This is a genomic window from Shewanella sp. 5_MG-2023, assembly GCF_030547465.1.
In the GTDB taxonomy this organism is placed as follows: Bacteria; Pseudomonadota; Gammaproteobacteria; order Enterobacterales; family Shewanellaceae; genus Shewanella.
In genome coordinates this window covers 176,433-191,736 of sequence record NZ_JAUORC010000002.1, presented here as the reverse complement: position 1 = coordinate 191,736, position 15,304 = coordinate 176,433, and the positions used below count along the sequence as shown (strand labels likewise).

Sequence of the window (15,304 nt, the reverse complement as noted above, 5' to 3'; positions counted from 1 at the left end):
CACAACACAGTCAATAAATGCTCAATTTATCACTAAAAGCCTAGCCTTAGCCCTTGTTAAGTGCCCCTGTTAAGACTTAACATGTTGGTCACATAAAACTGTCTTAAGGCAGTGAACAATAAAAACAGCTCAAAATTAAGGCCGATAAAAAGGCTTCACTCTTCAATGCATAGGGAAACAACATGAAAAAGCTAGTTATCGGTGGGCTTTGCGCCTCACTTATCGCAGGCCTTAGTGCCTGCAATTCAGATAAAGCAGTCACTGAATCCGCAGCACCAGAAGTCGCTAAAACAGAAACCGCAGTTGCCGTTGAAAAAGCCCTTACCTCAGGTATTAGCTTTGACAATATGGACAAGTCAGTTCGCCCACAAGATGATTTTTACCTCTACGTAAATGGCGGCTGGTTAAACACCGCGGAAATCCCTGGTGACCGCACCAATATCGGCGCCTTTTACGACTTGCGCGAAAATGCCCGTGACGACGTTAAAGCCATCATCGAAGATGTCAGTGCAAACCCAGATCTTAAAATGGGTACTGATGAGCAAAAAGTGGCCGATCTTTACCGTTCATTTATGGATGTTGAAACCTTAAATAAATTAGGTATTAGCCCAATCCAAGCTGAATTTGCCCAAATTGCCGCGCTAAAAGATAAAAATGAATTAACCGCCTATTTTGGCGAAAGCCAAGTTAATGGTGGCGGCACACCATTAGCGTTTTATGTCAATGTTGATGCTAAAGATTCAAGCCGTTACGCCACCCATATTTGGCAATATGGTCTTAGCCTTCCTGAAAAAGATTACTACTTCAATGAAGAAGAGCGCTTCGTTAATATTCGTAGCAAATACCTTGAGCATATCGAGAAGATGTTTGACCTTGCCGGCCTTGAAAATGGCAAGCAAGCAGCGCAAACGGTTTTAGCATTAGAAACCGCTATCGCTGAGCAACATTGGGATGTAGTTGAAACCCGCGACAGCACTAAAACTTATAATCTTTATCAAGTTAAAGATTTAGCGACCTTAGCACCAGACATTAACTGGGATGGCTATTTAGCAGCCCTTGGTGGTGATAAGCAGTCTGACATCATCATTAACCAACCAAGCTTTATTGAAGGCATGAACCAAGTAATTAAAGACAATGATCTTAATACTTGGAAAACCTACATGACCTGGATGGCACTCACTCATAATGCGAGTCACTTATCTGAAGCGCTTGATAATGAAAACTTCGAGTTTTTCTCAAAAACACTTAATGGCCAAGAAGAGCAACAACCTCGCTGGAAGCGCGGCGTAAGCACAGTCAGTGGCACCTTGGGTGAAGTTGTCGGTAAAGTGTATGTAAAACGTCACTTTGTACCAGAAGCAAAAACCCGTATGAGCCAATTGGTTGAAAATTTACGTGGCGCTTACGGCACTAGCATCGAATCATTGGATTGGATGAGCGAAGACACTAAAGTTGCAGCTAAAGATAAGCTGGCTAAATTCAATCCTAAAATTGGTTACCCTGATAAGTGGGAAGACTACAGCAAACTCACTATTGCAGCCGATAATTTACACGGCAACATTAAACGTTCTGCGGTTGTTTCTCATAACAAAGATATCGCAAAACTTGGTCAGCCAATTGATAAAGGCGAGTGGCACATGACGCCGCAAACCGTTAATGCTTATTACAATCCAACCATGAACGAGATTGTCTTCCCTGCAGCTATTTTACAGCCACCATTTTTCAACCTTGAAGCTGATGACGCGGTAAACTACGGCGGCATTGGTGCAGTCATTGGCCACGAAATGGGCCACGGGTTTGATGATCAAGGCGCTAAATTTGATGGCGAAGGTAACATGCGTGATTGGTGGACTGAAGCTGATTTAAAAGCCTTTACCGCTAAGGGTAAAGCATTAATAACTCAGTACAATGGTTATCAAGTATTTGATGATTTACACGTTAATGGTGAGCTAACTTTAGGTGAGAACATCGGTGACTTATCTGGTGTAACCATCGCTTATAAAGCCTACAAAATGTCATTGAACGGTGAAGAAGCACCGGTCATTGACGGCTTAACGGGTGATGAGCGCTTCTTTATGGGCTTTAGCCAAATTTGGCGAGTAAAAATGAAAGAAGAAGCATTGCGTAACCGCGTTGCTACTGATCCGCATTCACCAGGTCACTTCCGTGCATTAGGCGCACTGTCTAATATGCCTGAGTTTTACCAGACTTATGGCGTAAAAGAAGGTGACAAGATGTTTATCGCCGCTGATGAGCGAGTAAAAATCTGGTAATCATTAACTTAAAGTCATTAGCTTGAGTAAAAAATCAATAAGGGCATCATTTGATGCCCTTATTATTTGGCGACATAAAGTACAACTGTGCGCCTTAAAAGCATTAGCCCGCAAAATCTACCTATTCCTAATCCATTGCCTCTTGAGCGCAGCGTTAAGACATTGCTTTTAACCACACCATAAACCGACATGGTATTCAGGTGTTATTCAGCTAATTAAAGCTAATCTAGCCCCATCAATTTCACGCAGATATTGAACTAAGGTGAATACTCAATGAGTCGAATTTTTAGAACCTTTATTATCTTTTTATTGTTGCTGACAAGCCGCAATGCCATTGCCGTAACGGTGGACACCAAACCCGTAAAGCCCACTTACGACTTTAGGCAAATTGTGAGTAACGATCTCGACAGCCTATTAGCGTTACAAAATACTCTCGGGGCGGCGCCGCAGCAATTTAGCCATGATTTAGATGCCTTGTTTGAGCGTGCCCCTGAGGCACAATCGGAGCTAAGCAATTTAGTGACTAAAATTAGCCAGCAAAATCAGGCTTACACGATTATTCCTAAAATAAAAAGCTACCAAAGAGCCCAGCAAAAAATCGCCCTTAAATTTGACGGTGATGCCAGCTACCTCACCGATATTGCCAGAGCAACCATTGTTACTAATGATGTTGCCAGCTTGATGAGCGCTTATAAAGCCATTGTCGCACACGCTGAAGTCGTACAAGTTAAGAACCGCTTTGCCACTCCTAAAGCATCTGGTTACCGTGATTTAAACCTGCTGGTTAAACTGCCTCAAAGCCAAATGGTTGCTGAAGTGCAATTACACCTTAATAAGATTGCTGAAATTAAAAGCGGCCCAGAGCACCATGTCTACGAGCAAATTCAACACATCGAATTACAAGCTCAACGCCAACATAGACCCGTCAGTGAGCTTGAATTAATGCAAATTGTGAAACTGCGTCAAACTTCACACAAGCTGTATCACAAAGCGTGGTTAAGCTATAAACGTCAGAGTTTGGCAGAACTGCAAGCGGCATAAACTCTCAAATAAAGCACTAACTCGTTTAACGTTCGCCCCTGTACCCCTTGTTATTTACCTCCCCTTGGCACCTTTTTAAAAGGTGCTTTTTTTTGCCTAAAATAAAATCTGAATTGGTTAAAAGCGCCATTCAGGCTATACTCCCGCCATTATTGCCCGATGACTGGATACACTGATGAATGACATCATTGAAATGCTACAAGACTTGAGTGAAACGGTACCAGTACCACTCGAATTACCGACATTCGAGCAACTGGTAGAAGTGGAAGAACAAATTTTAATTTCACTGCCAAATGATTTAAAAGAATACTTATTATTTGCCAGTGATGTCATTTATGGCTCCATTGAAATGGTCACGGCATCAGATCCGTATTCACACACTTATTTACCTGAAGTGACCAGCTATGCCTGGTCTATCGGCATGCCAAGAGAATATATTGCTATCTGCCAGCAAGGCGATAACTTTTATTGTATCGACCAAGAAGGCAATGTGCGTCACTTCTATAAAGGTCGCATGGTCGACATTATGTGGGAATCATTGTGGGACTGGATCCAAGACATTTGGCTGAAACGAAAATAGCCTAAGTTTGACCAGCTAACATCATCAACGTACACAGTAAACCCATACCGTTACAGTATTAGAAAATTAGGAAACATCATGGCTAAATCAAACAACTTAAACGCAATTGAAATGCAGTGTTTACGGTTATCTTTAGGGTTAACGGTTGAGCAAATTGCTGAGTTAACTAAAACCACTCCTGAAGCGGTGATTGCTTGGGAAGCAGGTGAAACTGAAGCGCCTGTGGTTGCACAAAAGAAATTGCTTGAAATTGAAGACACCATTGAGATGCAAGTGCTTAACACCACTGACGGTATCGAAGCGTTATTTAAAACTGAACCTAAGCGCCGTTTAGCCTTTGTGGTTTACCCAACTCAAGCTATTTACACTCAGTACAATCCTGAGTTTTTAAGCTCACTGCCTTACACTGAGCTTTATAATACTGCGGCGTGGCGCATCAAAAAAGAATGCCAAATCGTACTTGATGTTGAAGTCAGCTTAGTGGCCTTAGAAGTGGAAAGCTACAAATCATTTCGTGCTGACAAGGGCATGAGTGAAAGCCGTGAGAGCCGCGCAAAATGGGCTGCAGCTCAGCTGTAAGCCCTTAAGCGAGCACTTTATGACATTAAAATGGGAAGCCTCTGGCTTCCCTTTTTATTGCTGACTTTTAGTGTCAGTTTTATCGGTGTAGCGATAGTGACATCACACTCACTCAATCAATGCGATCAAGTGTTACTCACTTTGGGCCGCCACTTTGGCCGCTGCTGACTTTTTAAGTGCTGCCGCTAAGCTCGGGCTTTGTTGTAAACGGTCACGATAAGCGGTGAGTTTAGGCGGAATGGTTTGCTCAAACATAGTGGCCCACAATAACGTTTGCGCCAATAAAATATCAGCAATGGTTAACTCGCTGCCACAAAGATAGCCTGATTCTGGTACCCATAATTCAGCAATAGCCGCAGCACGATTAAACTCAAACTTTGCCACTGGCAACATGGCATCTAAACGCTGCTCATCTGGTAAAGCAAAGCGGTGCTTACCCATACTCCATAAAGGCTGCTCTAATTCACAAATAATAAAACTGACCCATTGATGATGTTTTGCTGACGCTGCGCTGCCAGGCATAGGTAAAAATCGGCCATTACCGTACTTTTCAGCCAAATATTGTAAAATAGCGGCTGACTCAGTTAACACCAGCTCACCATCCGTAATCACGGGCATTTTACCACTGGGATTTAAGGCCAAATAGGCTTCAGCGCGGTTATCTCCTTTTGAAAAATTCACAAAGGAAAACTGCCACTCAATGCCTAGCTCTTCTAATAGCCAAGACACGCGTAATGCACGACTTTGAGGCGTGCCATACAAAGTAATCATAATCTGTCCCTGTTTAATAAAGTAAGCTAATAACTGCCATAAAAAAGCGGCTTGCGCCGCTTGGTATTCATGCTGTAAACATTAGCCTAGTTTAATTAAAACTGGTAGCTAACTTTACCGTACCATAAGGCGCCGATGGCTGAATGAGTTGCTTGATCGTAACCCATGAAGTCAGCAGCACTAAATGGTGGTTCTTCATTAAACACGTTATTAGCACCCACAGTCAGTGACCAATGGTCAAAGCCAATATAAGTGACATTTAAATCCAAAGTAAGCATTGAATCAATTTGACCTGTGGCGCCTGCATCAACATTATCAGTGTATTCACCAATGTAGTTTAAGCGTGCGCTGGTTTGCCAGTCGGTATAACCCCAATCCATACCACCAATCCAGCGATATTCGGGATGTTGGTACTCGCCAGCTAACTCACGCGTTGAACCGTCTTCACGTACTTGATCAAAGCTATTGACCCAAGTCAGGTTATAGCTAAAGCCAAACTCACCAGCAGAGACGGTATTCAATACATATTTGACATCAAAATCGACACCGTCTGTAGATTGACTACCTAAGTTGCCAAATTGGTCATAAATTTCAATAATGCGCCCGGGAACATTAGTCGATGAAGGTTCACGCTTAACCACATTGGCATTATCACCTTGGGTATCGACTAAGTATTGGGTATCAGAGGTGATCAAACCATCTTGATCGTAATTCCAGTAATCCACCCCGACACTTAAACCATCAGTGATTTCCCAAACACCGCCCACGTTATATGAGGTCGACTCTTCAGGTTGTAAATTAGGGTTACCAGAAAATATCACCGTACGCTCTTGGGCAGTACAATCTTCTTCTAAGCCCGTTAATGGACAACGTGTGGTATCCACTAAACCAGGTGACTCCTGAGAAGGACCTAAACCTAATTGCACCAGTGATGGCGCTCTAAACGCTTCGCCCCAACTGGCGCGCAATGTGAGGTTATCAAGCGGGGTATAACGCAGTGCTATTTTAGGGTTAGTGGTATCACCAAAGTCGCTGTAATCTTCATAACGCAGCGCTAATTGCGCTTCTAAACGCTCAAAAATCGGTACCGCTAACTCAATAAATAATGAAGTTTGATCGCGTTCACCTGCAGCTTCTGTGGCTTCAGTACCAAAAATTTCACCACGCTTAAACAGCTCATCAGGATTATCTGACAATGACTCTTCACGGTACTCAAAACCGACCGCCATGGCTAAACTGCCCGCAGGCATATCCATTAAGTCGCCACTGATTTTACCGTCGAAAGCATTGGTGGTTGATTTACCACTTCGGGTGGTATTAACACTGATATCGTCAATCACAGTGCCTTGCTGGGTCGTCGCTAACGGGTTAAACGCGCCTGAGTTTATGGCCTCTTGTAAACGTGGCGTCCACACAAAGCCTTGCTCACCAAATTCAAGGTTACGGTTATAAGAATAGGTGTAAGCTAATTCCCATTCCCAGTCAGACAACATACCATTTAAGCCTAACACCACACGGGCGCTATCTGATTCTGATGATTTTTGTCGCGGCCCAGTTTCAGTTAAACGCCGACGCATGGTCAAGTCTTCACCAGGAAACGGATTAATAGCTGCGCCACTGGTAAACAGTGGGTTATCGTTGAGCATGTAAAACTCACCAAAAGATGGGCTGGCAGCGCCTTTAATCACACTTTCATTATGCTGATACATAAGCTCAGCAAATAGACTTAAATCATCATTAAATTCATAGTTTTGAAATACTGATAAGCCCATGCGGCTCGACTCTGGCACTGAGGTCATTTCTGGCGCGTAATCATAGCGGCAGTAACTGCCTTTAACACTATCAGCGGGACAATTTACATCAGGGCTCCAGCCAAACAAGTCTGATTTAGGGGTAATTGAGCCATCCATACCAATGGTTGCAGGAATGTATGAACCAGGGTTACCCGCAGACGATCTAAAGTCGCTACCGCCATTTGCAGTTTGATCTGCTGAACGTGAATAATCACGATCGGCAAATAAGGTTTCACGCTCTTTAAAATAATCAAAAATTACTGTGGTATGAGACTTTCCATTCGCCGCTTCCGTGCCCCACAAAATAGAGCCAGCTTGCTGACCACCGCCATCTTCAACGGTTTCAGCAATCTTGCCGTTAACCTCAAAGCCTTCGAAATCTTTTTTCATAATGATGTTTATCACACCAGCAATCGCATCTGAACCATAGGTTGCAGAAGCGCCGTCTTTAACAATATCAATTCGCTTAACTGCAGAAATCGGAATTGAATTTATATCAACAAAGGCAGTATCAATTGATTTTGCAAACGACGATACCGCAATACGGCGACCGTTTAATAACACCAAGGTGGCATCAGCGCCAAGACCACGAAGTGACACAGCTGCGCCACCATTAGCAGTGTCATCTGAGTTGTTACCTTGGGTAGAAAAAGTACCACTACCCGATACCGGGAGTTTACTGAGCAGTTGTGAAATATCTTGAGCGCCAGAACGGGCAATATCTTCAGCGCTTAACACCGTCATTGGTGAAGCCCCTTCGAGATCGGTCCGTTTAATATGAGTACCAGTAACTTCAATGCGTTCGACTTCGGGTTCGGCAGCAAAAGCGGTCTGCGTTAAAAACGTTGGGGTGAGCATAAGTGATACGGCAGTAGCGCAAGCGCTCCGCCAGAATTGAGGTCGTGACATAATTATCCCTAATTTAAAATATTAACTTGTTTAGACTCAACATCATTTTTAAGTCTGGTTTAGCTGAACTCTTTCGATTGAGTTTCTAATAACGCGCAGTATATTAGTACTTCGCAATACACTAACCTAAGTAATTTCCACAGGATGTCAACGATTGATTTTTAGGCAAATGTAACAAATCGTACCAGTAAGCCATTAATTTGCTATATTCAACTATTGATAAAGTGTGACATAGTCATTATCAATTTAAACAATAAGATAGTGTAATAAGCAGCTATTTTATGTCAGCCCCATGACGTGAAGAATAACGAGACAAATAATGACAACAGCTCAGCCAGCAACAAGCCGCTCTAGCCGATTTGCCACCCTCTTTGCCAGCCTAGGGCCGGGGATTTTAATGGCTGCAGCGGCCATTGGCGCCTCTCATTTGGTGGCATCAACCCGTGCTGGCGCCGAGTTTGGTTGGCAATTAGCTTGGGTTGTTCTCGCAGTCAATATTCTTAAGTACCCTTTCTTTGCTGCGGGTGCTCGCTATACCGCTGCCACCAACGAAAGCTTACTCCATGGCTATTTAAAGCAAGGTCGTGGCTACCTGCTGATGTTTACCTGTTTAAATACCATTGCTGCCATTGCCAGCACTGCCGGTGTGTGTATGTTAACCGCAGCCATGCTAACCCAGTTTGTGCCGCTGCCCATTGATATACTGGCTTTTTTGGTCTTAGTCAGCTCGCTGGCATTATTGATCCTCGGTCATTATCAGTTACTCGATAAACTGACTAAAGTCATCATGCTAGCCCTGACATTAACCACGCTAATCGCTGTGACATTAGCTTTTAATCACTCAGCAGGAACGGTTGCAACTGTGCCCAGTGAATCACCTTGGCAATGGGCTTATGTGGGTTTCTTAGTGGCAATGATGGGCTGGATGCCAGCGCCAATTGAAGTCAGTGCCTGGAACTCTTTATGGCTATTGGAAAAGCAAAAAACACAAACCGTCACCAGTAAGCAAGCCATCTTTGACTTTAACTTAGGCTTTATTGTCACCGCTATTTTAGCGATTGTGTTTCTCGCCCTAGGGGCACTGGTTATGCATGGTAGTGGTGAGCAATTTGCCAGCTCTGGGGCTAAATTTGCCAGCCAGCTGATCGATTTATACAGCGATGTTATGGGCCAAGAAAGTCGTTATTTGATTGCCCTTGTCGCTTTTTTATGTATTTTCAGTACCACAGTAACCGTGATTGATGGTTACAGTAGAACCTTAGATATTGGCTGGCAGCTTTTAACCCATAAACCAGACTGCTCGGCACGATTAACCCGAGTTATGTTGCTGGTTTCCGCCTTCGCAATGGCTTTAATTTGGTTCTTTAAAGGCGCCCTATTACCACTGCTTGAGTTTGTTATGACCCTAGCATTTATGACCACGGTTATTTTTGCTTGGCTTAATTATCGCTTGATGACCAGTAATTCATTACCTGAAGAACATCGATATGGTTTGAAAATGAAAATATTATCTTGGTTTGGTTTAACCTATTTAGTCGGTTTCTCAGCTGTATTTATTTACTGGAAATTAATTCTATAATCGCTTTTTAAAAGCAAATTTAACCAGTTACAATGTCAATAAGTCAGTCACAATAAGCCATAGCATGAACTGGCATATCCGCATCATAATTATGAGAGAGCGGATCTGTGGGTAGATAATCTGACCTAATGCCCTCAACTCAGGTATAATCACTGTTCAATGTGTTTTAAGCCTAAAGCGATGTGATAGTAATATCGTTCAGGTAACTTTAAACATAAGCACTTACTTTACCAGCGCAGCCGCGCCCAGAGACCTTTATGATTAACAATGACATCCTTCGCCGCCTTCGTTTTGTATTTGATTACTCAAATGCCAAAATGACTAAAATCTTCGCTCAAGCAAATGTTGAAGTCAGCAATGACGAAATCATTAGCTTATTAAAGAAAGAAGAGGAAGAAGGTTATAAAGCTTGTAATGACAAATTAATGTGTCAGTTTTTAGATGGCTTTATCATCGAAAAACGTGGTTTACGTGAAGGTAGTGAAGTACCTGCACCGCTTAAAGATATGACCAACAACTTAATCTTCAAGAAATTACGTATCGCATTAGAACTTCGTGAAGATGACATTATTGAGCTGATTGGTTCTGCTGACTTGGCTATTGGTAAGTCTGAATTAGGCGCGTTATTCCGTAATCCTAGCCATAAAAACTACAAAACCTGTGGCGATCAGATTTTACGTAACTTCCTTAAAGGTTTATCACTTAAACATCGCGGAATGTAATATTTTCCTTAGCGTTTAAGCTTCCTTATTTAATGCACAGCTTAGGCTGTGCATTTTTATTTGTATCAATAAGGCCTATCTGGCGATGCCAGCTCATCCCAATAAATGGCTTGTTTAAAATGCTGGGCTAAGCGTTGATTAAGTTTGTCAAAATTTGAAATCGCCACCTCTTGACCGCTAATGCAAGACCACACAAACCGATGACAGTTATTATTGAATAGCTCATACTCACGATATTGAAATAATGATTGCTGCGCCCTTTCTAGCGCCTCAGGAGCTACAAGGGGTTGATGAAGATGATTACAAGCTTGAAAAATCCGGCTGCCACTGCGGCTTTTTAAAAAGCGCGCCGACGAAATAGGCCTAATTAAGCCACTGCCATGTAACTCCACCAAGCTATTATCCCCAAGCCACACGCCTGTATGTTCAATGACCCCAAATACAAAACAGCACACGATGGCCCCAGGCTCTGGGCTTACCTTGACCTTATTATGATGCAATATACTTGGCTGTAATGGGCTGAAATTGTTGTCATCAGGCACCGCTGGCGCACGACCTAAATAGCGTTGTCTATGGAGCAATTGACGCTTTTGATGCTCGTCGGCCACCCAAATAGCACTGATGGCTGCACTGCCTAGCAAGATTAAAGGAAGAGCCATATCACCCCCAATGTAAAAAACACCCTAAAATCATCATGGCAGAACCGTATAAAATTACGCCGCTAAAAATGTAACCAACTTTGTCAAAATCACAGCTGATTGTGTGGATTATCTAAAACCTCAGTAAATACATCCACATGACTTTTAAGCCTTTACCATAAAGGTAAATAGCCAATGCCTAAAAAAACATCAATAAAAATCTGTGATTAGGCTCACTTAACAGACCACAATAAAATCAAGATGTGATAACCTGCACCGATAACAAGATACGTCTACGATTAACAACAAAATTCTATCTTTGAGATAAAAAATTAACTAACTGTAGATAAAAATAACTGCAATACGTCACTGACAATAAGGTTTCCAATGGACGAGAATAAACGCCCTCTCTATCTTCCTTTCGCAGGTCCAGCGATTCTTGAATCTCCTATGCTCAATAAAGGCACTGCTTTTAGCGAAGAAGAACGCATTTACTTTAACCTTGAAGGGCTTATCCCTTGGGTGGTTGAAACTATCGATGAGCAAGCATCGCGTGCTTATGATCAATATAAAAACTTTACTAACGATCTCGATAAGCATATTTACCTGCGTAATATTCAAGATACCAACGAAACGCTTTTTTATCGTTTAGTGCGTAATCACATCAGTGAAATGATGCCAATCATCTATACCCCTACGGTAGGCTTAGCGTGTGAGCGTTTTTCTAAAAACTATCGCCGTAACCGTGGTCTGTTTATCTCGTATTCCAATAAAGACCGTATTGATGACATCCTCAATAACTCGACCCGTCATAAAGTAAAAGTCATTGTGGTAACCGATGGCGAGCGCATTTTAGGCTTAGGCGATCAAGGTATTGGTGGCATGGGGATCCCCATTGGTAAATTATCTTTATACACCAGTTGTGGCGGGATCAGTCCGGCGTACTGCTTGGCGATCACCTTAGATGTCGGCACTGACAACCCTCATTTACTAGAAGACCCTATGTATATGGGCTGGCGCCACCAGCGTATTGGCGGTGAAGAATACGCTGAGTTTGTTGAAGAGTTTATGCAAGCGGTTAGTCGTCGCTGGCCTGAAGCATTAATCCAATTCGAAGATTTTGCTCAGAAAAATGCCATGCCATTACTTGAGCGCTACAAAGATAGATTCTGTACCTTTAATGATGATATTCAAGGTACTGCAGCAGTGACTGTAGGTTCATTACTAGCAGCCTGTAAAGCTGCAAACACGCAATTATGTAAGCAAAGAGTCGCCTTTTTAGGCGCTGGTAGTGCCGGCTGTGGTATTGCTGAAGCCATTGTGGCGCAAATGGTTGCTGAAGGTATTAGCGACGAGCAAGCACGCTCACAAGTGTTTATGGTCGACCGCTGGGGACTGTTACTTGATAACATGCCAACCCTGTTAGGCTTCCAGCAAAAACTGGCACAAAAAACCGCTAATATTGAAAACTGGGACGGATTTAGCGATCACATTTCATTACTTAATGTGGTTAATAATGCCAAGCCAACTGTGCTTATTGGCGTATCTGGTGCGCCAGGTTTATTTACCGAAGAAATAATCAAAGCCATGCATAGCCATTGCAAGCGCCCGATTGTATTCCCGCTATCTAATCCAACCAGCCGCGTTGAAGCAACGCCTAAAGATGTGCTGCATTGGACCAATGGCCAAGCACTTGTGGCTACCGGTAGCCCGTTCGAACCAGTTGTAATTGAAGAAGAAACCTTTGAAATTGCTCAATGCAACAATAGCTTTATCTTCCCCGGTATTGGCTTAGGCGTATTAGCAAGTGGCGCAACTCGGGTATCAGATGAAATGCTGATGGCATCAAGTCGTGCGCTGGCAGAGTGTTCACCCCTTGGTCAAAATGGTACCGGCTCATTACTGCCAAGACTGGAAGACATTCAGCAAGTGAGCAAATATATTGCTTTTGCAGTGGCTAAAAAAGCTATCGAGCAAGAATTAGCCCTACCTTGTCCAGATGAATTACTGCAACAACAAATTGAAAGTAATTTCTGGGAACCTGAATATCGCCGTTACAAACGCACCGCGTTCTAACTACTGCCAAGACTGGAAGACATTCAGCAAGTGAGCAAATATATTGCTTTTGCAGTGGCTAAAAAAGCTATCGAGCAAGAATTAGCCCTACCTTGTCCAGATGAATTACTGCAACAACAAATTGAAAGTAATTTCTGGGAACCTGAATATCGCCGTTACAAACGCACCGCGCTCTAACAGATAACAGACCAAAAAAAGCAATGCTGAGGCATTGCTTTTTTTATCGATAATTAACCTGCAACAGTCGGCTAATTTGTTATTTGCGTTTAATCATTGGCAAAACGGGCTAAAAAATCTAGCGAAGGCGCGAAGAATGATGAGCCGGTTAATGCCTTGGTAAACTGCATCAAATGATCATGATTACCATGGCCGTCACCATGCACCATACTGCGAAGCATTTCTTCAAAGTTGGTCGGCGTGCGACAGGTTGAAATAAACATTAACCCTTGTTCTTTAAGCGACCCAAATGGCATGCTCTGACGCAATATCTCCATTGAGTTACCTTGGGCATCTTTTAAATTAACTCGCTTAATATGGCTGGTTAACGGCTTATCTTCAGAGGCGTATTCAATATCATCTTGCTTGGTACGACCAATGATATCTTCTTGTTTTTTATTCGGTAAACGATTCCATTTACTTAAGTTGTGGGCATACTTTTGCACATGAATATAACTGCCACCTTTAAAGCTGGCATCCTCATCATCAACTAAAGCCACTTGCTGACGATTACGGCCTTTCGGGTTTTCGGTGCCATCAACAAAACCAGTTAAGTCACGGCTATCCATAAAGCGGAAGCCACGCTCTTCTTCAATCAGCTCAACCAAGCCTTCAAACATTTGGTTGATTTCATTGGCCACTAGATGAAGGATGTCGTAACGATCGCAACGAATATGCACAAATAAATCATATTCAATGGCAGGCGCATCACGATTTTCAGCTTGCATCGCTGGGAATGGACGCAAATGTTTAGGACGTTGTTCACTATAAAGTGAATCCCAATAGTTAGCGCCAATAGCTACAAAGCCATTAAAGGCACTATCTGCATATTGATCTGTGAGCTCATAGATGTATTGAGCAACATTGGCTAAACAAGGGCGTAATTGAGCTTCAACAGCGTCATTTGCATTAAACATCAAATAGACGCTATGCAAATTACCTTCGGCACAAACCCCTAACTGTTCGCGAGGCATATTCTGATTTTCCATTTTGGAATCAATCACCTTTATCAAATATAAGAGAGCATAATTGTAAGGTAATTGAGCAATTAATTCCTTGTGCTCAAGCTCAATTTTTTAACAACTTTGATACGCATCACTAAAAAATAACCAGTGAATGTGGCGAGATTGATAAATTGACTTTCAGACCTAAGGTCAGTTCAGTTAATTGGCTTCTAACTTCGAGCGTTTGTTGTCCTACCTTAACCCAATAATGACAAATTGTACCTAGAAAACGACGCTCAATAATTTCACCATGGCCTTGAGAAGCAGGTTGTAGATCAATCTGTTGCGGTCTAAGTAGCAACTGGCCTTGATAGTTAGCAGCTTGAGATAACTCAGAGGTACTTTCAATTAATCCCAGAATAGATGACACTTGCTGCTGATTTTTCACCATCACAGATAAATAATTACCCGCACCAAGAAAATCAGCCACATAACGCTCTTTAGGGTGAGCATAGAGGGTTTCAGCTAAACCGTGTTGTACAATGGCGCCATCTTTAAACAATGCCAGCTTATCAGCAAACACAAAGGCCTCATCTTTACTGTGGGTCACAAACACCGCACTGACATTACGCTGTTTTAATATTTGCCTGATCTCTAACATCATTTCATTTCGTACTTGGGCATCAATGTTAGAAAACGGTTCATCAAGTAATAATAATTCAGGCTCATAGGCTAATGCACGAGCAATAGATACCCGTTGCTGTTGTCCACCTGATAACTCATGGGGGTAACGCGACTCTAGCCCTTCAAGCTTGACCAGTTGTAGCATCTCTTCAAGCCGGGCTTTACGTTGACTATTATCCAGCCCATTGACCCCAAATAACACATTCTCACTGACAGTTAAGTGCGGAAATAAGGCATAGTCTTGGAAAATCATTCCAATGCCGCGATGTTCACTGGCAACAAACGTGTTGTCACCACTTAAACACTCACCATTAATTGAAATACAGCCCTGGCTGATGGCCTGTAAACCTGCAATAGCACGTAATAAGGTGGTTTTTCCGCAACCACTTGGGCCAAGCAGTGCAACGATTTCACCTTGTTCTAAAGTGAGATCGAGCCCTTTAAGAATCACCTGTCCTTGGTAGTCACTTTTTACATTTTGAATGGTCAATGTGGACAT

General features: G+C 42.7%; 12 protein-coding genes and 1 pseudogene. 8 read left to right on the top strand and 5 right to left on the bottom strand.

Translation table 11 applies throughout. The features are described from left to right. The first annotated feature begins 182 nt into the window (after nt 1-182). The 4 genes from Q4557_RS01750 to Q4557_RS01735 all read left to right on the top strand — a co-directional run bounded on the left by Q4557_RS01750 (nt 183) and on the right by Q4557_RS01735 (nt 4,473). The gene (locus Q4557_RS01750; protein ID WP_303410326.1) at nt 183-2,273 is read left to right on the top strand and encodes a M13 family metallopeptidase; all 2,091 of its coding nucleotides are present in this window, start codon (nt 183-185) and stop codon (nt 2,271-2,273) included. Nucleotides 2,274-2,546: 273 nt separating this feature from the next. After that, nucleotides 2,547-3,314, top strand: coding sequence for a RelA/SpoT domain-containing protein (locus Q4557_RS01745; protein ID WP_102519400.1), 768 nt, complete (start codon nt 2,547-2,549; stop codon nt 3,312-3,314). A gap of 175 nt (nt 3,315-3,489) precedes the next feature. Continuing rightward, nucleotides 3,490-3,894 carry an SMI1/KNR4 family protein gene (locus tag Q4557_RS01740; RefSeq protein WP_076539686.1) on the top strand — a complete coding sequence of 135 codons (405 nt, stop codon included), beginning with the start codon at nt 3,490-3,492 and terminating at the stop codon, nt 3,892-3,894. 78 nt (nt 3,895-3,972) lie between these two features. Next, nucleotides 3,973-4,473 (top strand): DUF4447 family protein, encoded by a 501-nt coding sequence (locus tag Q4557_RS01735; protein WP_102438504.1) that lies wholly within the window; start codon nt 3,973-3,975, stop codon nt 4,471-4,473. A 132-nt stretch (nt 4,474-4,605) separates the two neighbouring features. Here Q4557_RS01735 and Q4557_RS01730 read toward each other — a convergent pair whose 3' ends face one another. Further along, nucleotides 4,606-5,244 carry a glutathione S-transferase family protein gene (locus Q4557_RS01730; RefSeq protein WP_303410322.1) on the bottom strand — a complete coding sequence of 213 codons (639 nt, stop codon included), beginning with the start codon at nt 5,242-5,244 and terminating at the stop codon, nt 4,606-4,608. A 95-nt stretch (nt 5,245-5,339) separates the two neighbouring features. After that, complete coding sequence (locus tag Q4557_RS01725) at nt 5,340-7,946, bottom strand: TonB-dependent siderophore receptor (protein ID WP_303410320.1); 2,607 nt, start codon at nt 7,944-7,946, stop codon at nt 5,340-5,342. 319 nt (nt 7,947-8,265) lie between these two features. On the opposite strand from Q4557_RS01725, the gene Q4557_RS01720 reads away from it, so the two are divergent. Both Q4557_RS01720 and Q4557_RS01715 read left to right on the top strand, forming a co-directional pair. Then, a complete protein-coding gene (locus Q4557_RS01720; RefSeq protein WP_102475318.1) occupies nt 8,266-9,525 on the top strand; it encodes an NRAMP family divalent metal transporter in 1,260 nt (419 codons plus the stop codon). A 257-nt stretch (nt 9,526-9,782) separates the two neighbouring features. Beyond that, nucleotides 9,783-10,247 (top strand): DUF1456 family protein, encoded by a 465-nt coding sequence (locus Q4557_RS01715; RefSeq protein WP_303410317.1) that lies wholly within the window; start codon nt 9,783-9,785, stop codon nt 10,245-10,247. Between the two features lie 65 nt (nt 10,248-10,312). Here Q4557_RS01715 and Q4557_RS01710 read toward each other — a convergent pair whose 3' ends face one another. After that, complete coding sequence (locus Q4557_RS01710; protein ID WP_303410314.1) at nt 10,313-10,906, bottom strand: hypothetical protein; 594 nt, start codon at nt 10,904-10,906, stop codon at nt 10,313-10,315. 366 nt (nt 10,907-11,272) lie between these two features. Between Q4557_RS01710 and Q4557_RS01705 the strand changes: the two genes are divergently transcribed. Next, nucleotides 11,273-12,961, top strand: coding sequence for an NAD-dependent malic enzyme (locus Q4557_RS01705; RefSeq protein ID WP_102475319.1), 1,689 nt, complete (start codon nt 11,273-11,275; stop codon nt 12,959-12,961). Continuing rightward, nucleotides 12,962-13,138 (top strand): annotated as a pseudogene (locus tag Q4557_RS01700) (NAD-dependent malic enzyme); the annotation flags it as partial. It lies immediately after the preceding gene. A gap of 89 nt (nt 13,139-13,227) precedes the next feature. On the opposite strand, the gene Q4557_RS01695 reads toward Q4557_RS01700, so the two are convergent. Both Q4557_RS01695 and Q4557_RS01690 read right to left on the bottom strand, forming a co-directional pair. Continuing rightward, a complete protein-coding gene (locus Q4557_RS01695; protein ID WP_102438520.1) occupies nt 13,228-14,166 on the bottom strand; it encodes a Dyp-type peroxidase in 939 nt (312 codons plus the stop codon). A gap of 109 nt (nt 14,167-14,275) precedes the next feature. Continuing rightward, nucleotides 14,276-15,304 (bottom strand): ABC transporter ATP-binding protein, encoded by a 1,029-nt coding sequence (locus Q4557_RS01690; RefSeq protein WP_102438521.1) that lies wholly within the window; start codon nt 15,302-15,304, stop codon nt 14,276-14,278.